18 protein-coding genes and 1 pseudogene are annotated in these 21982 nt (G+C 66.8%); 6 read left to right on the top strand and 13 right to left on the bottom strand.

All coding sequences use genetic code 11. The features are described from left to right. Nucleotides 1-248: 248 nt before the first annotated feature. The 12 genes and pseudogenes from H3Z74_RS17405 to H3Z74_RS17460 form a co-directional block, all read right to left on the bottom strand. Entirely contained in the window at nucleotides 249-683 is a 435-nt protein-coding gene (locus tag H3Z74_RS17405; RefSeq protein WP_187760838.1) for a VOC family protein, read from the bottom strand. Between the two features lie 90 nt (nucleotides 684-773). Further along, a complete protein-coding gene (locus H3Z74_RS17410) occupies nucleotides 774-1811 on the bottom strand; it encodes an AAA family ATPase (RefSeq protein WP_187760839.1) in 1038 nt (345 codons plus the stop codon). Next, nucleotides 1805-2362 (bottom strand): nicotinamide riboside transporter PnuC, encoded by a 558-nt coding sequence (gene pnuC / locus H3Z74_RS17415; protein ID WP_187760840.1) that lies wholly within the window; start codon nucleotides 2360-2362, stop codon nucleotides 1805-1807. The genes H3Z74_RS17410 and pnuC overlap by 7 nt, the downstream gene beginning before the upstream one ends. Beyond that, on the bottom strand, nucleotides 2359-3708 hold the full coding sequence (locus tag H3Z74_RS17420; protein ID WP_187760841.1) for an AMP-binding protein: 1350 nt from the start codon (nucleotides 3706-3708) through the stop codon (nucleotides 2359-2361). Before H3Z74_RS17420 ends, pnuC begins: the two co-directional genes overlap by 4 nt. Beyond that, nucleotides 3705-4277, bottom strand: a complete 573-nt coding sequence (locus tag H3Z74_RS17425) for a hypothetical protein (protein ID WP_187760842.1) — start codon at nucleotides 4275-4277, stop codon at nucleotides 3705-3707. The genes H3Z74_RS17420 and H3Z74_RS17425 overlap by 4 nt, the downstream gene beginning before the upstream one ends. After that, nucleotides 4274-4519 (bottom strand): hypothetical protein, encoded by a 246-nt coding sequence (locus H3Z74_RS17430; protein WP_229726643.1) that lies wholly within the window; start codon nucleotides 4517-4519, stop codon nucleotides 4274-4276. The genes H3Z74_RS17425 and H3Z74_RS17430 overlap by 4 nt, the downstream gene beginning before the upstream one ends. Nucleotides 4520-4872: 353 nt before the next feature. After that, nucleotides 4873-5238: pseudogene (locus tag H3Z74_RS24895) on the bottom strand (radical SAM protein); the annotation flags it as partial. Continuing rightward, complete coding sequence (locus tag H3Z74_RS17440; protein WP_187760843.1) at nucleotides 5235-6995, bottom strand: VWA domain-containing protein; 1761 nt, start codon at nucleotides 6993-6995, stop codon at nucleotides 5235-5237. The gene H3Z74_RS17440 and the pseudogene H3Z74_RS24895, both read right to left, overlap by 4 nt. Next, on the bottom strand, nucleotides 6992-7963 hold the full coding sequence (locus tag H3Z74_RS17445; protein WP_187760844.1) for a hypothetical protein: 972 nt from the start codon (nucleotides 7961-7963) through the stop codon (nucleotides 6992-6994). Before H3Z74_RS17445 ends, H3Z74_RS17440 begins: the two co-directional genes overlap by 4 nt. Then, nucleotides 7960-9543: an AAA family ATPase gene (locus tag H3Z74_RS17450; RefSeq protein WP_187760845.1), complete on the bottom strand. Its 1584-nt coding sequence runs from the start codon at nucleotides 9541-9543 to the stop codon at nucleotides 7960-7962. Before H3Z74_RS17450 ends, H3Z74_RS17445 begins: the two co-directional genes overlap by 4 nt. Before the next feature lie 456 nt (nucleotides 9544-9999). Continuing rightward, nucleotides 10000-11211: an alginate export family protein gene (locus tag H3Z74_RS17455; RefSeq protein WP_187760846.1), complete on the bottom strand. Its 1212-nt coding sequence runs from the start codon at nucleotides 11209-11211 to the stop codon at nucleotides 10000-10002. A gap of 14 nt (nucleotides 11212-11225) precedes the next feature. Continuing rightward, nucleotides 11226-12602: a cation:proton antiporter gene (locus H3Z74_RS17460; protein ID WP_187760847.1), complete on the bottom strand. Its 1377-nt coding sequence runs from the start codon at nucleotides 12600-12602 to the stop codon at nucleotides 11226-11228. A 202-nt stretch (nucleotides 12603-12804) separates the two neighbouring features. Between H3Z74_RS17460 and H3Z74_RS17465 the strand changes: the two genes are divergently transcribed. Genes H3Z74_RS17465 through H3Z74_RS17475 form a run of 3 tightly spaced genes read left to right on the top strand, consistent with a single transcriptional unit; the run spans nucleotide 12805 to nucleotide 15092 of the window. Further along, nucleotides 12805-13044 (top strand): type II toxin-antitoxin system Phd/YefM family antitoxin, encoded by a 240-nt coding sequence (locus tag H3Z74_RS17465; RefSeq protein ID WP_187760848.1) that lies wholly within the window; start codon nucleotides 12805-12807, stop codon nucleotides 13042-13044. After that, nucleotides 13044-13538 carry a PIN domain-containing protein gene (locus H3Z74_RS17470; RefSeq protein ID WP_187760849.1) on the top strand — a complete coding sequence of 165 codons (495 nt, stop codon included), beginning with the start codon at nucleotides 13044-13046 and terminating at the stop codon, nucleotides 13536-13538. The genes H3Z74_RS17465 and H3Z74_RS17470 overlap by 1 nt, the downstream gene beginning before the upstream one ends. A gap of 18 nt (nucleotides 13539-13556) precedes the next feature. Continuing rightward, the gene (locus H3Z74_RS17475; protein ID WP_187760850.1) at nucleotides 13557-15092 is read left to right on the top strand and encodes a tryptophan halogenase family protein; all 1536 of its coding nucleotides are present in this window, start codon (nucleotides 13557-13559) and stop codon (nucleotides 15090-15092) included. A gap of 4 nt (nucleotides 15093-15096) precedes the next feature. On the opposite strand, the gene H3Z74_RS17480 is transcribed toward H3Z74_RS17475, so the two are convergent. Further along, nucleotides 15097-15807, bottom strand: a complete 711-nt coding sequence (locus H3Z74_RS17480; protein WP_187760851.1) for an SDR family oxidoreductase — start codon at nucleotides 15805-15807, stop codon at nucleotides 15097-15099. Between the two features lie 124 nt (nucleotides 15808-15931). Between H3Z74_RS17480 and H3Z74_RS17485 the strand changes: the two genes are divergently transcribed. Genes H3Z74_RS17485 through H3Z74_RS17495 form a run of 3 tightly spaced genes read left to right on the top strand, consistent with a single transcriptional unit; the run spans nucleotide 15932 to nucleotide 21909 of the window. After that, a complete protein-coding gene (locus tag H3Z74_RS17485; protein WP_187760852.1) occupies nucleotides 15932-17944 on the top strand; it encodes an amidohydrolase family protein in 2013 nt (670 codons plus the stop codon). After that, nucleotides 17941-19059, top strand: a complete 1119-nt coding sequence (locus tag H3Z74_RS17490) for a dipeptidase (protein WP_187760853.1) — start codon at nucleotides 17941-17943, stop codon at nucleotides 19057-19059. Before H3Z74_RS17485 ends, H3Z74_RS17490 begins: the two co-directional genes overlap by 4 nt. A 48-nt stretch (nucleotides 19060-19107) precedes the next feature. After that, complete coding sequence (locus H3Z74_RS17495; protein WP_187760854.1) at nucleotides 19108-21909, top strand: M16 family metallopeptidase; 2802 nt, start codon at nucleotides 19108-19110, stop codon at nucleotides 21907-21909. The last annotated feature ends 73 nt before the right edge of the window (nucleotides 21910-21982 follow it).

Consider the following 21982-nt stretch of genomic DNA (forward strand, 5'->3'; position numbering starts at 1 on the left):
TACAGGGCGTTTTGCGACCGCTGTTCGGCAGGAACAGCGGTGAGCCGACCGCTGTTCCTGCGCTTCCCACCGCTGTTATGGATAACAGCGGTGGCAGCACTCAACAAATTGAAAACAGGCAGAAAATCTACCGCCAAAATCCAACTTAACAGGGGTGGCTTTTTTTATTCGTGGGAACAGCGGAAAATCGCCCCCAAACGACCGCGACTCGCATCGCCACCGCTGGCCGGCCGGATGTCGATCGAGCCCTAGGCGATCTGCGCCGCATAGGCCGGGTCGACATAGCCGACATCGACGCCGATATGCGAATAGACCTCGATGATATGGCCGTCGGGATCGGCGAAGTAGAAGACGGTGCGCAGCCCGTCCGGCGTGACGTAGATTTCCGCGAGACCCGTCGGCTGCGGGCCGACCACTTGCGGGATGCCCTGACCCTCGATCAGCCGGGCAAACTCGTGCACGCCCTCGGTCGTCGTCTCGAACCCGAAATGGAAGCGCGGATGGCCAAAACCCTCCCCGCCCTCTTCGAGGAAGAAGTCGAAGCCGCCCACTTCGAGGATCACCTTGCCCGGGCGCAAATGGCGGACATAGGTGAAGCCGAGCTTGCGCACGTAGAAATCCATCGACTTTTCAAGGTCGGTCACCGGCAGATTGAGGTGCGTCAAGGAAATCGCGTGGTTCATGCTGATCGTCCCCGGACAATATCGCGCCGATTCTCTACCATCGCGATGCGGTCGATGGTCAGGGAGATGGGTGCAAAATGGACGGATTCCTCATTTCCCGCCAAGCAGCCGCACGACCTGGTCGCAGCGCTGCTCGACCGACCCGGTGAGCAGCGCATAGGGCCTGCCCGCCTCGGCCAGCCTTTCCCGGTACCAGTCATGCTGGCGCATGCGGAACTCGGCGTCGCGTCGGGTCCCGTCCTGCACGAACGCGAAGTCTGGCGCACAGAGGAGCAGGTGATCGTAGCGCCGCTGCGCCATGACCGCGACGCGGGGATCGGTCTCCCCGAACATCGCATCGCTGTAGAAGGCGGTGACCAGCGGCGTGGTATCGCAGAACAGCCATTGCCCCGCAGCGCGCGTTGCAGCGTCCTCGCGCGCGATCTGCTCGGTCGCGATGGCGAGCATATCGCTCAGGACGAGGTCGCCGTCGCGCTGCTCCCACAGTTCGCGCCCATATTCGGGCACCCAGAGCGTACCGAAACGCTCGGCCAGCGCCCGGGCCAGCACCGTCTTGCCACTGGATTCGCCGCCGACAAGGCCGACCCGCCCGACCAGCGACGATCGCACATCATCCGACAGGAATGCCTGCGCGCCCGGCGGATCATCGCGGATCGCGCTGCCCGAAACCGGGGTCAGGTGGCGATCGGGATCATAGGGCCAATGCTCGACGATATGGGTGGTGCCGGCATGGCCGCAAAAATAGCGCGTCAGCGCGGCGGCAAAGCCGTCGCCATAGCTTTCGCTGGTGAACACGCGGTCGATGACCAGCCCAAGCATCGTGTGACAGGCCCAGGCGGAAAAGTCGCGCTGCACCGCATCCGGCGCGTCATTGGGCGGCAAGCGGCGCAGCGCGGCACCGGTTCGGGCCGCAAACTCTGCGAGCACCTCATCGTCGAGCACCAGCCGTACTGCATCGGGAAACCGCGCTTCGAGCCAGCGCGCGCGGAGCCCGGTCGGATAGCCGAGCTCGGGATTGGTGTAACTCAGAATGACCAGCCGGTCGCAGCGCGCTCGCGCGAACTCGATCAGCCGCTCATGCCCGAGATGAAGCGGGCAGAATTTCCCCACCACCAGCCCGGTCAGCATGACGCCATCTCTCGCCGCCAGCGCCAGCCGCCATACAGTGCATTGAGCCAATAGGCGGCATAAAGCGCTGCGGTCAGGTTCAGCCCGCGCGAGGCGTAGAGCGGCACCGCGATCGTATCGACCAGCAGCCACACTGCCCAGGTTTCGACCATGCGCCGCACCAGCAGCAATTGCGCGACGAGGCTCAGTACCAGCACCGCGGAATCGACGAACGGCGCATAGGCGTCGGTGAAGCGGTGCAGGATCGCGCCATAGCCGAGCGTCAGGATCACGCTGACCAGCGCCATCCAGCCAAGCGTCGCGGCGGGCGCATGACGTACCGGCAGCGGCGCGCCGGTCGCGCCGCGCAACCACGACCACCAGCCGGCGAAGCTGGTGGCGATGAACACCAGTTGCAGCGTGACATCGGCATAGAGGCGCGCCTCGTAGAACAGCGCCGCGAACAGCCCGCAGCCGATGACGCCGGTCCACCAGGTATGCACGCTGTTGCGGCCCGCGAGCAGGATCGAGACGGTGGCCGCCAGGTTCGCGGCGATTTCGAGTGAGGTCATGCCGACAGGCTATCCGCCAGGTCGGAGGTGTATTGCAGGATCTTGTCGTCGCCGGCGATCGGCTCGACCGTGATCGCGACATCGCCGATCACGCTGCGCAGCGCCGCCGCCGCGGCAGGCGCATCGGCCATGGCATGTGGCGACAGCCGCAAGGTCACCGCGCCGCTCGCCGACTGATGCAATCCGAACTGCGCCGTGGCGATCGGCTTCAGCGCATGGCTGACATCGATATTGTTGATCCAGCCGCCATCGCCGGTGCGAAAGCGGATCGGCCGCCGTCCGGACAGGCCGGTCAGCACCGGCTCGCCCCCTGTCAGCGCCAGCGCGGCGGTATCGCCCGTACGGTAGCGCACCAGCGGCAGGCAGAAATTGAACCCGCCGGTCACGCACACTTCGCCACGCTCTCCCACCGGCAGCGCGCGTCCGGCAGCATCGACGATCTCGACATAGAGATTGGGTTGCAACAACACATGCCCGCCGGCCGCGCGATCGGCGACCGCGATCGGCCCGACCTCATTCATCGAATAGAGATCGAGCACCGGGCAGTCGAAGCGCCGTTCGAGCCGGTCGCGCAATCCGTCGGTCAGCATCATCGCCACCGACAACAACGCCCGCGGCCGCAGCGTGACGGGCAGGTCGAGCAAGGTCGCGAACGATATCGGATCGCCCGCGATCACTTCGGGCGCCAGCGCGTCGAGATAGCGCGCGCGGTCGGCCGGGTCGCGCCAGTCGCCGGGATGGAGGTTGATCTTGGCCAGCCCCGCCTCATCCATTGTCGGCGTCACCGAGACATAGGTGAAGCATTGCCGCTGGTCGCCGAGCAGCACCACGCCGACCTCGCCTGCTCCGGCGCGCAGCGTCACCCCGAAGCGGGCCAGCGCTCGCTTGTGGAAAGCGAGATAGCGCGCCGCGACGGTCGGGTGCGACGCGATCAACAGCGGATTGCCGGTCGTTCCGGTGGTGCGGAAATTGATCAGCCGGTCGAGCGGCACATCGTCGGGCACGAAAGCAGCGATGTCGTGAGCGAGATCAGCGCGCGATATCGTCGGCACGTCGTCGAGCCGGGCAGGCGCCGCTCCGCGTGCGCGGAAATGCGGCACGCGGCGATAGGTATCGGCCAGGAGCGGCGCGATCCAGTCGGGCGGCGCGCCCGGTCGCCAGCCGACCGGCGCCGACAGCGTCTCGCGTTCGAAGTTGGCGAGCCCGGGCAATTCCTCGGCGAGCAGGCGATTGCCGCTGCGGTTGCGATAGACCGGTGCTGCTGGATGCTCGCTCATGCGCCGCAGCAGCGCGCGCCCGGCGTCGCTCAGTGTCGGATAGCGTTCGGCATCGGTCGGATCGGTCATTCGCGGGTATATTTGTCGGCCGATTCCTCGGCCGCCTTGCGGATCAGCGCCTCGCGGACCAGCCGGGCGCGCTCCTCCGCTTCGCGACTGGCGCGGATCAGCCGCTGGCGCTCGGTCGCGCTGACCGCCGACAGGCGATCCGCTGCCTGGCGCGCATCTTCGCCCTCCGGCAACAGCTCCAGCGCGGCGAGCACGGTACGGGCGAGTTCCTCGCGTCGCTCGGCATCCTCGACAAAGGCCTGGGCATGGCCGGTCGCGGCCAACTCGCCGACCGTATCGTCGAGCAAGCCCAGCAAGCCATCCCGCGACGGTGTGCCGACCCAGTCGTCAGCGAGCAGCCATACCGTGACCGCGACAAGCATCAGCCGGTTGCGCTCGGCCGGCCGATCGCCCTCGAACCGCGCGAGCATTTGCCGATCGATGGCGATACCCGCACCGCGCAGCAGATCGCCCACCAAAGCTGCCGTCGCCACCGTGCCGACCGCCCCGATGCGCGGCTCGCCGAGGAATTCGCCCGGCGTCTCGGCGAGCCGGCGCATCAGGCGTTCGAGTGACGGTCCGGGGGTCATGCGGCGAACTTCGCGAAAGTCTGGGTCGAGGGACAGTCATTGCACGCATCGCAGCGCGCGGCGGCCTGCGCGATGGTGAAGCGGTCATGGAGACCGTCGAGATCGCTGATCGTGCGCAGCGATGAGAGCGGCACGCCATAGGCGTCACCGGTGAAGCTGCACGGCGACACCAGGCCATGTTCGTCGATGAACAGGAACTCGCGGCCCGGCCGGCAATCGAACACCGGCAGCGCTTCGCCCATCGCGCTCGCCTGCAGCCGGCGGAGATAGCGCGGATCGGCGCACAGCCGCACCCCCGCTCGGCCAGCCGCGCGACAAGCCCGGGCAGCAATGCCGACAGCGCAGCGATATCGTCGGGCCATAGCCGCTGCGCAGGAAAGAAATCGGGACTGTCACGGCCGCCAAGCTGGTTGAAGGTGATCTCGTCCATGCCCCAATCGGCAAGCGCATCGCACAACGCCGCGAACGGCGCGATCGTGTCACGCATCAGCACCACATTGGCCCGTAGCCGCAGCGGCGAGCCGGCCATGCGGCGCTCCTCCGCCAGCCGGCGCACGCCGTCCCGTACCTTGTCGAAGGCAGTGTCCGTGCCGCGCAGCCGGTCATGCACGTCAGCAGGCCCATCGATGCTGACAGTCAGCTCGGCAAAGCCCGCCAGGATCGCGGCGCGCGTTTCCGCGCGGTGCAAGGTGCTGCCATTGGTCGTCGCGCTGATCGCCACTCCCGCTCCGGCGAGGTCAGCCGACAACGGCAGGATCGGCCGCCACAACAGGGGCTCGCCGCCGAGCCAGCTCAGCAACACGCGCTCGCCCCGCGCCGCCGCCCAAAGCCCGAGCAATTGCCCGAAGCGCGCCGCCTCGTCCGCCGCGACGTCGTGCCGTGTTCCGCCGGCGCTGCGATCATAGGCGCAAAAGCCACAGGCATAGTTGCACCGCGTGGTGATCCGCCACAGCACGATCATGCCGCCATGTCCGCATAGCGCCGCCGGCTGAAGCTGCGCGCGAACTCGACCAGATCCTCCATCTTGTCGATCGATCGCACGTCCCAGCCCTGTTCGGCCTCGGCGCGGTCGAGCTTCAACCGGTCCGGATGGTCGGCACCGATCCATGGCCCGAGATTGAGCGCCATCGTTCCCCCGGCACGCCCCTTGGCCAGTGCCATCGCGGCAATATCCCAGCCGCTCGCGCCGCGTTCATCGGTGTCGAACATGGTGGTGATGCCGTCGTCGGAGATCATCAGGATATGCGCCGGTGCCGCGGTCTTCGCGCGCGCTGCGAAAGTATCGCGCAGCCGGTGGATCGGGAACGCCGTCCCTCCGCCATAATAGCCGACCAGGATCGCCAGGATCGCGGCCTCGTCGCGCACGAAACCGTTGGTCCCCATCCACTGGTTCTTGCCGCTCCACAATGTCGCCTGCACCCGCGACCCCGCCTTCAGCGCCGACAACGCGATCACCGCGCCGGCCAGGGTCAGGAAGGATGTGGCGTGACGCGGGTCGGGCATCGACCCAGAACTGTCGACATAGAGATCCAGATCGACCGGGTCGGGTTTCCCCGGCGGCCCGGGCTCTCGGCCATAGACGCGGCGCACGGTGGTCACGCCGGGAATGACCACCGGCGATTGCGCCGCGGTCTGCAGCCAGTCGATCTCGTCGAGCGCATCGCCGAGCGACCAGGGCTCGACTCCTTCGAGCTGTGGCTCGTCCGAAGTCGTACCGGGCCGGGTCGGGAACGGCACCAGCAACGGCAGCGCGCGCTCACGATAATAGCGGATCGCAATCTCCTCATCGGTGAGGTCGAGACCGGCGGCGCGCAATATCTCGCCATAATCGAACGGCTCGCGCGCTTGCCCCGCGCCGCGTCGCGCGACATCCTCGCGTGGCGGGACTTTCGGACCGTCGGTTTCGCCATCCGCGGGCACGCCGGTCACCGTCACATCGCGCGAGGGGTGGACCACGCCGTCCGCCTCATCTCCCTCGACCTGCTGCGCGCCCGACGGATCGGCGCCAAGTGCGGCGCTGCGCGTGTCGTGCAGCCGGCGCAGCGCCGCATCCTGCTGCGCATCCTCGGCAAGATAGGGCAGCAGCAAGGTCGCGAACCGCCCCGCGGCGAACATCCAGTCGCGCGCATAGACGCGGATCAGCCGCGCGCCGAGCCAGGCATCGCCTTCCATCTCGGCATCGCCGCGCGGCCCGCCCAGGCTGCTTTTTTCGAGTCCCCAGAGCGATTCATAGATGCCGACATACAGCCCCCAGAGCCGGCTGCGTTGGCCCTGCTCGCGGCTGGCCATGCGGCGATAGACCCCGGCCATGTCGAGCCCGGCCTGGCGCTGCAGCCGGTCGTTGATCAGCAGGTCGGTATAGAGATTGGCGACCATCGGCGCGTGATGCTCCAGCGTCGGCAGCGCCCGGCGCAGGCGCGCGATCAGCCGGAAGCTGTCGGTCGCGCTGGCCGGGGCCAGCACATGATGGCCGATTTCATGCGCGAGGATTTCGGTCGCATGGTCGTCGAGCTGCAGCGCGGCGATCGCTTCCAGGTCGATGACCACGCTCTTGTCGACCAGCCGGATCATCGCGAACGCACCGGCCAGCCCCTCCTTCGCCGCCGCCACGCCGCTGTCGCACAGGCGCGGATCGCGTAGCCGGGTGAAGCGGCTCCATGCCGCGAGCGCATCGGGCCATGCCGCCTGCCACAAGGCGATGCGCGCGCCCTCGTTCATGACAGCGTCCAGGGCAGGACTCGCACGACATGGCTGTAGCGCGAGGCAATTGCGATGCTGGTCGCGGTGACCGCCACGCTCAGTCCCTCGGGCGGCAGGTCGAGCGTAATGCGCCGGTCCCCGGCGGCGACGACCGCGCCGTCGATGCGCGCGCCGCTCTCGGCGGCCGCGTCAAATTCCTCGCGCACCGCCGGATGCAGGGTCGCGCCCCAGGCATCGGCGACCAGCAACCCGGTGCGATCACCCGACTGAACGAAAAAACCCTGTCCGCCTGCCCGCACCCGAGGCGGCTCGGAGAAAGGTCCGCCAAAACCGGCAAAACCGCCAAAACTGATCCCCTCGCAGACCACATTGTCGGGGCGCCACCACGGATCAGCCACCAGTGCAGCGCGGACTTCCGTCCATGATCCCGTCGCGCCTATGGCCGCCAGTGCCAGTGCCTCGGACAGGCCATCGGCGGTGGTCAGTGCGCCGTCACGGTAGTGCGCCATGCCCGAGCGCCAGGCGGCGACCTGCCCCGCCGCCGCCAGCGTGTCCGCGGCGACCAGAGGCGCGATCACAACCATGCGATCGACCCAGGCATCGGCATTCGCGCCGGGCATGGTCTCGATCGTCAGGGCGGCATTGGTCAGCATCGCCAGCGTCGCGAAGGGCCGTTCGGCGACGATCGCGGCATAGGCGACCGCAGCCTCGCGCCACACCCGATCAGTCAGCGCGCGGCGACGCCCCGCCATGCCCTGCGCGGCGAGGGTCAGGATCAGATCGAATCCCGCCTCGACCATCGCCGAGGTCCGGTCCGGGGCCACTCTGTCGACCGCCACGACCACCGGATCGAGCCGGCGGCGGATCGCCTCGGCCAGCGCGTCACTGTCGAACCCGGTGCGCGCGCGGCGCATTGCGGAGACGCGGGCATTGAACTGCGGACGTCCGGCGGCCAGCGTCCGGGCGAGCGCCGGCGACAGCGTCATCCCCGGTTCCCGAGCCAGGCGAGATAATTGGTGTAGCGCTGGTGGAGATATTTGAGGTGGAGCAACTCGTCATAGAGCGGCCCGTAAAGCTTGCGCCCCGCCGTCCGCTCGGTGACCAGCCGCTCGATCCGCGTCAACCGCGCGCGCACGTCGCGCTCGCTCAGCCCGTCGAGACCGCGCGAGAATTCGTCCGACAGGGCGCGCACCGGATCGTCGCGGTCAAGGTCGAGCCGATCATATTCCTCGCACGACAGGTCGAACAACCGCCGCAGCCACCCGACCAGGTCAGTGCGATAGGCAGCGTTCTCGGGCAGCGCGAAGAAGGGCGCGTCGGGATCGGGGCGGAGCTTGTCGCGCAGTACGAAAGGCAGCACCTGGCGCACATCCTCCAGCGTCACTTCATCCTCGCCGCGGAAGAAGGCGAGCGCCTTGGCGAAGCGCGCCAGCGTCATCAGATTGCGCACCGACAGGCCATTCATGGTCTGGGTGCCGATATCCTTCAGCCGGTCGCGCCCGGAATCGGACGCGGTCACCTGCACCCAGTCGACGCCGGACAGCCGCGCGGTGTCCTTGGTCATATGCTCAGGCTGAGCGCCCGCGGTTTCGAGGAATTCGAACTGGCTGGCGAAGAATTCGAGCCGGCGGCGCACCTCGACCGGGATCGCGACGCCGCGCACCTGCTCGACCAGCCGCGCCACTTCGCCTTCGTCGAACATGATCTCGCGCGGCACGACTTCCTCGGGCCGGACATTCTCCTCGATCCGCAGCAGCAGGTCGTCGAGGAAACGCGGGTTGAAGGCAAGCGCCTGGACGATGACATCGACCCGGTCGCGGAGTGCCTCGATCACCTGATAGGTACCGCCGCCGGCATCGTCATTGGCGGTCAGGTACCAGGCGGCGTTGGGGCATTCGTAGATCTGCCCCAGTACCTCGGCATAATTGTCGCCCATAACGGTCAGCAGCGCGCTCTGCGTGCGGGTCGGGATGCGGTTATATTCGTCGACGATCTTGACCCGCATGCCGAGCCAGGGCCGCCAGGCGATGCGAATCGCATCGATGCTTTGCGCCGCGACGAGATCCGCAGGCAGCGGATTGCCGAGCAGGTCGGCAATCGTCATTTGCGGATGGCCATGCTGCATCGCGCGGCGCACTTCGCGCACTGGATAGCCGGCCAGCACGCCCATCAGGATCGCGCTCGCGGTCTTGCCGCGGCCGGGACCACCGACGAACAGGCACTTCCCCTGCGTGGCAAAGGCGAGCAGCGGCAGCAGCGCATAGCTGGAATAGCTTTGCGCCGAGGGCAATGTCAGCAAGGTGCGGCTGTCGCCGATGCGGAATTCGGGTGACGGCCCGTTCTGATATTCGATGTCGTAATGCGGGCTGATGATCGCCGTGTTGACGATCCAGAAATAGGCCTGGCGCAATTTCTCGTCGAGCCCGGACTGGCCGCCCTCCGTCGCCGATTGCAGCGGGATCGGGCCGTCATACAGCTCGGCCACGTCGAAATTGCGCACCGCCGGGGCGACGCGCGGCGCGGTCGGCGATTGCGAAACACGCTGGAAGAAGGGAAATCGTGCCACCGCCGCGACGATACCGTCGCCGGCCGGTGACACAAGCGGCGTTCGACGCGGTGCGTGTTTTCGAGTTGAGTTGATCCACCCACCTGGCGATTCAACAGAGCCGCATGATGCCGCATGGTGATGTCGGGCGAGACGTCATACCGGCATTCCGTCCCGCTCTTTCACATGGCCGCGAAGCACCGGGCGACCATCGCCCCTGTTTCGATCAAAACGGCCCCTGTTATTGCCCCTGTTCCGCCGCTGTTTCCATAACAGGGGCTGGACCAGCCATGACGCTGAAAAAACACGCATAATTCGGCAATCTAATCCAACATAACAGGGGCGAGAAAATACAATGCGGAAAACAGGGGATAACAGGGGCGAAGCTTTCTGAGAGACACAACATAGGATCCAACGGCCCCGTCATCCCCGCTTCCGCGGAGGATGACGGTGGAGCGCGCCGAAGGTCGCCGCGCTCTAAAGGGTCCAGCCCAGCTCAAGCCAGAATTTATCGGTGTCGGTCGCGAAGCTGTCGGCACGGTAGCGCGCATAGCGCGCCGAGAATGTGGCATGGGCGCGCTTCACGCTGGCCAGCAAATCCCATTCGTCGCCATAATGCTGGCCGAGCCGGTCGCTGTCGAAACGATGATAGGTCGCCGACAGCGCGATCGCGTCGAGCGGGCCGGTCTTTCGCCAGCTATAGCCGGCGCCGCCGTACAGGTCGCGGATGCCGTTCGGCGGGGTGGTGGTGAATTTGTCGGCCCAGCCCTGGAACTTGAACAGGCTCGACAAGGGCGTCTGCACGCTGGTCAGCGCGGTGCCGCGATCGGCGCCGAGTATTTCATAGCCGCCAGTAGCGGTCAGGCCCTTCACCGTCAGGATCGCCTCGCCGAGCCAGTAATCGGCGGCATAGTCATTGGGGTTGCGGTGATAGTCACTCTGCCGCGCCCAGCTTGCGACATAGCCGAGCTTGACCGATGGAGTGAGAGGCACGCTCCCCGCCAGACGCAGGCCATAGGTCTGGCTCGACAGGCGAAAACCCTGCACCACGGCCTCGTCCTGGTCGACCAGATAGGCGAAGCCGGTCAGCGTGCCGATCTTGCCGGCATAGCCGAACAGCGCGAAGACATTATTACCCCCGACCGCCGGCTGGCGCGCGCCGGTGCCATCGATGCCGTTCACGGTGCGGTCCGCCCAGGCATAGCTGATATCGGCAAACGGCCCCTTCGCCCCGCCCCATTGCAACCGGGCCGCGTCATAGGTCTGCTGGTTCTGGCGGAAATTGGACGACCCGACGAAGCGTTGATCGGCCAGTTCGATCAGCTGGCGACCCGCCGTAGCGGTAATCCCGTGCGCAGCGTAGCGCAGTTGCGCGCGATTGAGCTCGATATTCTGCGGATCGACCACCAAAGGATAGGCCGTCTTGCCGTTGGTTCCGCTATTATAATGCTCAGCGATCGCAAGCGTAGCCTCGCTCTCGACCAGCACCGACCATGGCCCCTTGCTCGCCTGCGCTCCGCTGCGGATGCGCATGGTCAGCGCATCCGCTTCGTCCGCAAGACCCTGCTGATCGACCCGCTCGTAGCGCAGCCTTGCATCGACCAAAGGCCTGAACTCGACCTGCTGCGCATTGGCCATCTGACTCGATCCGGCCAGCACCGCGAGCCCGATCGCCACCTTCCTGTTCATCGGACGCCTCCGGCTCAGGCCGGGTCGGCGGCAAGCCGGGTGTCGATTGCACCCAGCTCCCCCGAGGCGCGGGCCTTCTTGCCATAGACGAGTTCGAACAGCGGCCCTGCCATCATCGTCGTCACGATCGCCATCAGCACCAGCATCGAGAACAGCGTCGGCCCGATAATCCCTTTTTGCAGGCCGATATTGATGATGATCAACTCCATCAACCCGCGCGAGTTCATCAGCGCGCCGATACCGAGCGACGTGCGGTTATCCTCACCCGACAGACGTGCCGCGAGATAGCAGGCGCCGCCCTTGGCCAGGATCGACGCGGCGAGGATGCCGAGCGCGATGAGCAACAGGGTCGGCGAATTGACCATGTCCATGCGCGTGTTGAGACCGGAAAAGGTGAAGAACATCGGCAGCAGCAGAACCACGGCGAGCGGCTCGACCTTGCGCTTGAGTTCGGTCGCGAACAGGCCGCGCGGCATCACGGTGCCGAGGATGAATCCGCCAAAGATGGCATGGATACCGATCGCGTCCATGACAAAGGCGGACAGGCAGAACAGGGCCAGCGTGATCGCCAGCACAGTCAGGCTCATCTCGCCCTCGCGTTCGACCTTGCGGCCAAGCGGCGCGAGCAAGCGCTGTCCGAACAGGACGATGAAGGTGACGTACAGAATCCCGCCGCCGATCGCGAGCAACGCGACGCCCGGGCCGCCGCCGAAGGTCGCAAGCACGATCGCAAGCACGCACCAGGAACAGGCATCGTCGAATGCGCCCGCCGTCAGCGACAAGGTGCCGAGCGAGGTATCGGCCAGTCCGCGCTCATTGATGATTCGCGCGAGCATCGGGAAGGCGGTGAGCGCAATGCAGGCGCCCATGAAGAGCGTCGCGTTGAGCTGCGAAATGCCCGTCGCGAACAGACCCGGCACGCCGAGCAGCCAGGGGGTGATGATCACTGCGATGATGAACGGCGCGACAATGCCGGCCAGCGATACGCCGAACGCGCTTTTCGCCTTGGCGCGAAAATGATCGACCTTCAGCGTCGTGCCGACCAGGAACATGTAGAGCCCGACGCCGAGCTGCGCGCCGGCATAAAGCACGCTCTTGGTTTCCTTGGGGAACAAGGTGCTCTGCAGCCCGGGAAAGAGCAGGCCGAGCAGCGAGGGGCCAAGCACCACGCCGGCGATCATCTCGCCCACCACCTGAGGCTGGCCCAGCAGCTTCTGCCCGAGCCAGCCGACCACACGACAAGTGAGCAGGATGACCGCGAGCTGGAGGAAGAAATGCACGCTGAAATCGCCTGGCGCAAAGCTCTTCGCAGCCGCCTGGACCGCGGGTCCGTGCGGCGACAGGACGTCGCCCAATGTCGCCAATGTACTGTCGATCAGCCCCTGAATCATTTGCCATCCCCCATAGGACCGCATCTTGTTGCGGTTCGTGCGGAGGAGAAACCAGGTGAGCGTTGCTGCGCAATGCAGAATCATGCAAAATGGGAACGTTCTCACAATTTTCCGGCCGATACGGTATAATCTGTTGCGGGGTCGTCACAGCGTAGGTACGTACCTACGTCAGTTCGGCCATTCGAACCCGGGAGAAGGCTCCGTGAAGCGTTTCACCAGCCGCGAGTTCAACCAGGATGTGAGCAGCGCCAAGCGCGCCGCGCGGCTCGAGCCGGTGTTCGTGACCGATCGCGGCCGGCCGACTCATGTCCTGCTCAGCATCGATGCGTTCCGCACCTTGTCGGGCCAGACCGAGGGAATGGCCGACCTGCTTGCTGCGTCCGGCCTGCCTGATCCCGATTTCGTCGCAGCGCGGTTCGGCGCCGGTGGCGAGCGCGGCTGATGTATCTCCTCGACACCGACCTGGCGTTCGAGCTGCACAAAATCCGGAGCGGCGACACCGATCCCGGCTTCGCTGCCTGGATCAGCGGCATCGCGCAGAGCAATCTCTTCCTGTCGGTTCTGACCCCGATCGAGATCGAGACCGCCGCAGCAACCTTGGGACAGCGCGACAAAGCGGGAGCTTCTGCACTGCGCGACTGGGTCGAGCGCCAGTTGCTCGGCGCGTTCGACGGGCGCGTGCTGCCGCTCGACACGGCGGTTGCGTCGTGGCGCGCGCGGCTTGGCTATACCGATATGCGCGACGGCCTTTTTGCGGCAACGGCGCTGGTGCATGGGCTGACGCTGGCGACGCGGCGTCCGGCCGCGTTCAAGATCGGGCGAGTCAAGCTGTTCAACCCCTGGGGCTATACCTCCGACGAGGGAGACGATCATGACTGGCGCCAGGCGGCCCGCGGCGGCCCGGTCTGGTTGAAGAGCCTGTTCGTTCGTGGCTGAGCATGGAATAGCGCGCCCATGAGCGAGAAACGGCGCATCCTGATCGTCGGCGGCGGCACAGCCGGCTGGCTGACCGCGGCCTATCTCGCCAAGGCGTTCGGCCTGGCCGAACATCAGCGGCTCGAGATCGTCCTGCTTGAATCGCCGCAGATCGGGATCATCGGTGTCGGCGAAGGCACGTTTCCGACCATCCGCACCACCCTGCACTATCTCGGCATCGACGAGGCGGCGTTCGTGCGCGGTACCTCAGCGACGTTCAAGCAGGGCATCCGCTTTGTCGACTGGCTGCACGCGCCCGACGGCGAGCGGCACCATCGTTTCTTCCACCCGTTCGAAGCGCCGTTCGAGAAGGATGGCGTCAGCCTGGTGCCCTATTGGTTGCTGCAGGATCCCGCGTCACGGCCGTCCTTTGCCGAGGCGATGACGATCCAGAACCGCGTCGCCGATGCGAAGCGCGGGCCGAAGCGCCGCGATGAGGGCGATTTCGCCGGGCCGCTGAACTACGCCTATCATTTCGACGCCGTCGCACTTGCCGGCGTGCTGGCCGAGCATGCGCGCGGCCTTGGCGTGACACATTTGCAGGGGACGCTGAGCGATGTCGTGCTCGACGAGCGCGGCGCGATCGCCCACATCCTGACCGACCACCATGGCGCGCTGTCGGCGGACATGTTCATCGATTGCAGCGGCTTTCGCGCCGAGCTGATCGGGCGGATGGACACGCAGCCCTTCGTCTCGGTCCGCGACACATTGTTTACCGACCGGGCGATTGCCTGCAAGATCCCCTATGACCGGCCCGATGCGCCGATCGAAAGCTTTACCATCGCCACCGCGCATGAGGCAGGCTGGACCTGGGACATCGGGCTGGAAGGCGCACGCGGCGTCGGCTGCGTCTATTCGAGCGACCATATCGACGACGATCGTGCGGCGGCGATCCTGCACGACTATCTCGGGGTGTCGCCCGGCACCGTCGCGACGCGCCGCATTGCGTTCGAGGCGGGGTATCGGCGTCAGCAATGGGTGAAGAACTGCGTCGCCGTCGGTCTTTCAGCCGGGTTCCTGGAACCACTCGAATCCACTGGCGTAGTGCTGATCGAGGCTGCAATCGGGATGATCGCCGACCTGCTCCCGCACAGCGGCCCGGTCGGGGCCCCGGCGCGGCGCTTCAATGAGCTGATGACTGCGCGTTACGAGAACATCGTCACTTTCCTGAAGCTGCATTATTGCCTTAGCCGCCGCCCGGAGCCGTTCTGGCGCGCCAATGCCGATCCGGCGACCATCCCGGAACGGCTGCGTGACCTGCTGGAGCAATGGCGCCACCGCCCGCCGGGCCGGTTCGACTTCATCCTCGACCTCGAATCCTTCGCCTATTTCAACTATCAGTACATCCTCTATGGCATGGAGTTCGACACCGACCTGGCCGGCGGTCGCGGCGACTTCCCCAATGTCGAGGCGGCGGCGCGCACCTTTGCCCGGATCCGCAGCTTCGGTGAGCGCGCGACCCAGGAACTGCCGCCGCATCGCGAGCTGATCCGGCAGATCAACGACGAGCGCTGAACCGTCAGGTCAGGTGCAGGCCGCCATCCACATCCAGAATGACGCCGGTGACGAAGCGGTTGCCGATCAGGAACGCCACCGCATCGGCGACTTCCGCAGCCTCGCCAGGACGCCCGAGTGGCGCCTGCTTGCTCGCGGACTGGAACAGCTCGTCGGGCTTGTCGTCCCACCACGGCGTATCGATCACTCCGGGCGAAACCGCGTTGATGCGGCGCGGCGCCAGTTCGCGCGCCAGGGTGCGCACCATATGCTCGAGCGCGCCGTTGATTGCAGCGAGACCCGATGTTCCCGGGTTCGCGAGGCGCGACGACGCCGCGGTGATGAACGTGATCGAGCCGGTATCGGGCAGATGATCCAGCACTGCCTGTGCCGCAGTCCAGTGCACCCAGAATTTGGCCTCGAAACCGCGCCGCAATGCTGCCACGTCCAGCGACGCGAAAGGCCCCGCGCCGGCGCCGCCCGACGCGGCGATCACCAGATGATCGACCGTGCCGAGCCGCCTGAACAGCGCGCGAAGCGCGTCGCCATCGGCGGCGTCGATCGCTTCACCCCGCGCGCCACCACCGATCTGCGCAACCGCAGCATCCAGCCGGCCCTGGTCGCGACCGACGATCGTCACCGCCGCGCCCCTGCCCGCCATCAGCATGGCGCTAGCCAGGCCGATCCCCGATGTGCCGCCGATCACGACGATCTGGAACTGCCGCGTTGCTGTCATGAATGACCTCCCGGTAAGATCGTGAAGTGAGATAGCGCCCAAACGATAACCTTGCCGAGATAGGTATGCCGGGCAATATCGGTAGAGGATCGCCGGGGCTCGGCCCTCGTACCGATCGATGACCATGAAATCGCCCATCCCGGCCTGCGCACGGCTGCTCGGAGCCGCGCTGCTGCTCGGCGCCAGCCCGGCTCCTCCGACCCGCTATACCGTGGTGATGTCGGGCATCGCCAAAGGCAATCTCGACGTCACGCGCGAGGATGACGCGCGCCGCGTGCTGCTCTCCTTTCGCGATCGCGGGCGCGGGCCCGATCTCGTGACGGTCACTCGCTACGATCCGAACGGCGTGCCGGTCGAGGTCGATGTCTCGGGCACCGACTACCGGCGCATCGCCATCGCCGAGCATTTCGCCAGCACCGCGGGCAAAGCGCAATGGACCAGCGCCGTCGATACCGGGAGCGCCGCGGCGAAGGGCTTCTACGTCACCAACGAAGGCAATGACGAGCAGCTCGCCGCCCTCGCCCGGGCTTTGCTCAAGGCACCGGGTCATCGCCTGCCCCTGCTTCCCACCGGAACGGCGTCGATCCGCAGGATGGTCGACCATAAACTGGCCGGCAGCGCAGCCGAGACCCTCGCCACGCTCTATTTCATCGACGGGCTGGGCATGGAGCCGGCACCGATCTGGCTCGACCGCGATGGCGAGCTGTTTGCCGGAGGCGGCACATGGTTCGGCGTGATCCGCGCCGGATACGAGGCCGGCCAGCCCGCATTGCTCGCCGCGCAGACCCGCGCATCAGACGAAGCTGCACGCGCCGATGCTGCGCGCCTCGCGAAACGGCCAACGGGTCCGGTATTGATCCGCGGTGCAATGCTGTTCGATGCCGAGGCCCGCGCGATGCGGCCGGGGATGAGTGTGCTGGTGCGCGGCGACCGGATCGCTGCGGTCGGTCGCGATGGCAGCATCGCCGTGCCAAAGGGGGCGCAGGTGATCGATGCGCGTGGCCGATCGCTGCTGCCCGGACTGTGGGACATGCACGTCCATCTGCTCGGTCAGCGTGACGGACTGATGGCGATGATGGCGGGCATCACCACCGTCCGCGACCTGGGCAATGACGTGCCCACGCTGAAGGCGCTCGCCGAGCAGTTCGACAGCGGCACGCTGATCGGCCCGCATGTCCTGAAGGCCGGGCTGATCGACGGGCGCGGCCCCTTCGCCGGGCCGACCAAGGCCCTGGTCTCGACCCCGGAAGAGACAAAAGCGGCGGTCGACCAGTTCGCATCGCTCGGTTATCCCATGATCAAGCTCTATAGCTCGCTCGATCCCGCTCTCGTGCCGGTCGCGGTGGCCGAGGCGCACGCCAGGGGCCTGCGCGTCGGCGGCCATGTACCCGCCGGCATGACCCTGACCGAGGCCGTCGATGCCGGTTATGACGAGGTGCAGCACGCCAATTTCTGGCTGCTCCAGTTCCTCGGACCCGAGGTCGCCGCGCGGAGCAACACGCCTGCGCGGTTTACCGACGCCTACACGCGCGGCCATGAGATCGATCCGGCGGGCGAACCGGCACGCGCCTTTGTCGCGCACCTCAAGGCAAAGGGCACGGTGGTCGACCCGACCCTCGTTACTTTCGAGAATATGTTCACCGGCTGGAAGGGAGAGATGTCCGGCTGGATCGCGCCTTGGGCGAGCCGCATGCCGGCAACCGCGCTGCGCGACAGCCGCGGCGGCGGACGGGCCACCACCGGTGCGCAACTGACAGACTATCGCGCCTCGTTCCTGCGCATGCAGCAATTGCTCAAGGCGATGCACGATGCCGGCGTGCCGGTGGTCAACGGCACCGACGGCAGCGCGATGCTCTACGCGCGCGAGCTCGAACTCCACGTCGCGGCGGGCATCCCAGCCGCCGATGTGCTCTATGACGCGACGCTCGGCGCGGCACGGGTGATGAAGCAGGACCGCGATAGCGGTTCGATCGCGGCCGGCAAGCGCGCCGACCTGATCCTGGTCGACGGCGACCCGACGGCGCGGATCGGCGCGGTGCGCTGCGCCTCGCTGGTAATGAAGGATGGCGTGCTGCACGACGGAAACGGCCTCGCTGTCGCCGCCGGACTGAAGCCGCGTAGCGGTGCCTGCCGATGACCACGCGGCGCGATATCCTGATCGGCGGCTCCGCACTGCTCGCGACCGGCCTGGTCGGCATGCCGGCCCGCGCGGCGCCGTCGCGTTGGGGCGAGAGCGACTATGCCAAGGCGATGGTGATCGACGCGCAGGGGTCGACCGGCGGTGGGCAGCGCATGACGCCCGAAGTGATCGCCGCGATCCGTGCTGCAGGCATGACCGCGCTGAGCATGACCGTCGGCCGGACAGGCAGCGGCCCTGGCCAGTTCCACGATTCGGTCGCCGAGGTCGCCCGCGTCACGCAGATGTGCCTCGACCATCCCGAGCTGCTGATCCTGGTCCGCACCGCCGCCGACCTCGCCACGGCAAAGCGCAGCGGGCGGCTGGGCATGATCTGCAACTTCCAGGATTCGAGTCCGCTCGAGGGCGATCTCGCCCATGTCGCCCTGTTCCGGGGGATGGGCGTGCGGATGATCCAGCTCACCTATAACAAGCGCAATCTGGCGGGTGACGGCGCGATCGAGGCGGCCAATGCCGGGCTGTCCGATTATGGCCGCCAGTTGATCGCCGAGATCGAGGCGCAGAAGCTGTTGCTCGACCTGAGCCATGGCGGCGCACGCACCATCGCCGAAGGGGTTGCGGCCGCGACACGGCCGATGACGATCAGCCATAGCGGTTGTCGCGCACTGGCCGACCTGCCGCGCAACGTCGACGACGCGACCCTGCGCGGGGTGGCGGCGAAGGGCGGCGTGATCGGGCTATATCTGATGCCGTTCCTGCGTGCGTCGGGCCAACCGCATGCCGAGGATCTATTGCGCCATATAGAGCATGCGATCCAAATCTGCGGCGAGGATCATGTCGGCATCGGTACCGATGGCAGCATCACCGCCACGCCCGTCAATGCCGCCGCCTATGACGCGCAGCGCCAATTCTACGAGGGGCGCAAGGCGCGCGGCATCGCCGCGCCGGGCGAGGCGCCCGACGTGCTCAACATCGTGCCCGAATACAGCACGCCGCGACGCTTCTTCGATATTGGTCGCGACCTTGCCGCGCGCGGTCATCCGCCACGCCGGATCGACAAGATCCTTGGCGGCAATTTCGCGCGGCTTTTCGGCGAGACGTGGCCGGCGAACTAGCGGAAAATCCCCGGCAGTCGCTCTCACCCATCAAGGGGAGACCGAATGATGAAGTCCTTTGCCGCCGTCACCATCGCTGCATTGTGCGCATCCACCGCCGTGACCGCCACGCCGGCACCGCGCGCGCCGGTGGCTGCGGCGCCGATCGTCGTGCCGCCGCTGGTCTATACCAAGCGCATGCTGAAGAACGGCATGACGATCTATGCGATGCGCGATCCCAAGGCGGCGTCGGTCTCGCTCTACATGTGGTACAAGGTCGGTCAGCGCGACGACCCGAAGGAGCGGGCCGGCTTCGCGCATTTGTTCGAGCATCTGATGTTCAAGCCGACGCGCAACCTGCCGCAGGGCGCGTTCACGTACATGAGCACGATCGTCGAGAACGCCAATGCGACGACCCTGTTCGACGACACGCTCTACACTACCACCGCGCCGGCCAACCGGCTCGAGACACTGTTGTGGCTCGAAGGCGAGCGACTGAAGAATCTGGTGGTCGACCAGGCCAATTTCGAATCCGAGCGCAACGTGGTGAAAGAGGAATTGCGCCAGCGTATCTTCGCGACACCCTATGGCCGGATCCTGTTCAAGCTGATCCCCGGCTTCGTCTTCAGCACGCATCCCTATGCCCGGCCGATCGGCGGCACGGCAGAGGATCTCGACAAGGCGACGCTTGCCGACGTCCGCGCATTCCATGAAGCCTTTTACCGTCCCGACAATGCGGTGATGGTCATTGCCGGCAATTTCGATCCGAAGCAGCTCGATGCCTGGGCCGACCGCTATATCGGCTCGATCCCCAAGCCGGCTGCGCCGCTGCTCCAGATTCCCGCGAGCAGGGAGCCCGAACGCACCAGTCCGCGCCTGGTCGATGCTTATGCGCCCAATGTGCCGCTGCCGGCGCTGGTGGCGGCTTGGATCGCTCCACCCGAGGCGAATCTGGATTCGGCCGGCATCGACGTGATCGAGGCATTGCTGACGCGCGGCGCGGCGTCGCGGCTCAACCGGAGCCTGGTCGCCGACAAGCAACTGGCGTCGTCGATCGCGACCTATAATTTCGACACCCGCGACGGCCATGCCTTCGCGATCGTCGCGACATTGGCCAAAGGTGCCGACATGGCGACGACCCGCACCGCGCTCGATGCCGAGATCGCACGGTTGCGCGACACGCCGGTCGACCCCGCCGAGCTCGCCTCGATCAAGAACGCCCTGCTTGGTGCCGCGCTCAGCGACCGCGAGACCATGGCCGGACGCGTCGGCCTGATCGGCGATGGCGATGTGCTGGCCGGCGATCCGGGGCATGACGACAAAAGGCTGGCTGCGATCAGCGCGATGACCCCGGCCGATGTCCAACGCATCGCGGCGCGCTGGCTTGGGGCGCAACGCCAGGTGACGATCCGCTATCAGGACGAAAGCCGGCGCCCGGCCGGTTATACCGGCGATGTCTCGACCAATGATGTCGCATCGATGGGGCCGATCGTCCCACCGGCGACGCGGCCGCCGGTCACGATCGCCGCAGCCAGCGAGCGCGAGCAGCCGCCTGCTCCGGGGCCGCAGCGGCGCATCGTACCGCCAATCGTCGAGGCGAAGCTGGCCAATGGCCTGACCATCGTCAGCGCGCAGTCGACCGAGTTGCCGCTGGTCACGCTCGAACTGGTCATCGCCGGTGGTGACGCAGCCGATCCGGCGGGTCATGCCGGGCTGGCCGACCTGACCGCAGCACTTGCCCTGCGCGGCGCCGCATCGCGTGACGCAGTCGCACTCGCTGCGGCGGTCGATACTCTGGGCGGGCGGATCAGCGCTGCCGCACAGGCCGATGCGACGATCGTCAAGATCACCGTACCCGCCGCCAATGTCGATGCGGCGGCCGCCTTGCTCGGCGATGTTGCGCTACGCCCGAGCGCGGCAGAGGACGAACTCGACCGCGAGCGGCGCAAGCTCGCCGACGCGCTGGCGGTCAGCGAGAAACAGCCGGTCCAGCTTGCGCTGCGCGCCCTGCCGGCAGCCCTGTTTGCCGGAACTCCCTATGGTGCGGTCGCGACACCGGGGTCACTCGCCGCGATCGACGCCGGGGATGTTGCCGCAGCCCGCGCCAAATGGGGGCCGCGCGGCGCGACCCTGGTGGTTACCGGCTCGCTCGACGCGAAGCAGGTGGCCACACTCGCCGAGCGGACCTTCGGCTCATGGCGCGGCGGAGCGCCTGCCCCGGCCTTTATCGCCACTGCCAAGCCGCACCGGATCATCGCCATCGACTTGCCGGGAGCACCGCAAACTGCCGTCATCGCCGCCGTGCCGACGGGTGCCCGCAGTGCGGGCGACCAGCGTGCGCTGCAGGTGGCGAACGCGATCGTCGGGGGCGGCGCGATCGGCTGGTTGTCGAAGGAAATCCGCGAAAAACGCGGCCTGAGCTATGGCGCGGGCAGCCAGATCGACATGCGCCGCGGTGCCGGTTTCGTGATGGCTGCATCGCAAACCAAGACCGCGTCGGCACCCGAGGTGGTCGATCTGATGCTCGCGCAGTTCGCCCGGCTACCGATCAATCCGCCCAGCGCGGCAGAGGATGCGGAGCGCAGCGAGTTCGTGTCGCGCATCCTCGCCTCGCAGACCGACCGGACCATCGGACTCGGCGACTATCTCGCCGGACTGGTCGCGACCGGCACGCCCTTGTCGGTCGCGCGCACCGAACTCAGCCCCGGCACCGCTGTAACCCCCGCCGAGGTGGCCGCCGCGGCAAAGCGGATCGACCCCAAGACCGCGACGGTGCTGGTCGTCGGCGACAGCAAGGCCTGGCTACCGGCGCTGCGCGCGGCGCATCCCAATGTCGAGTTGGTCGATGCGGCGGCGCTGATCGGGAAATGAGGCTCGCGCTATGACGCGAGTGGACCCTTCCACATCAGCAATCCATCCTACATCCCCGGAACAAGTCCGGCGT

Source organism: Sphingomonas alpina, assembly GCF_014490665.1.
Lineage (GTDB): Bacteria > Pseudomonadota > Alphaproteobacteria > Sphingomonadales > Sphingomonadaceae > Sphingomonas > Sphingomonas alpina.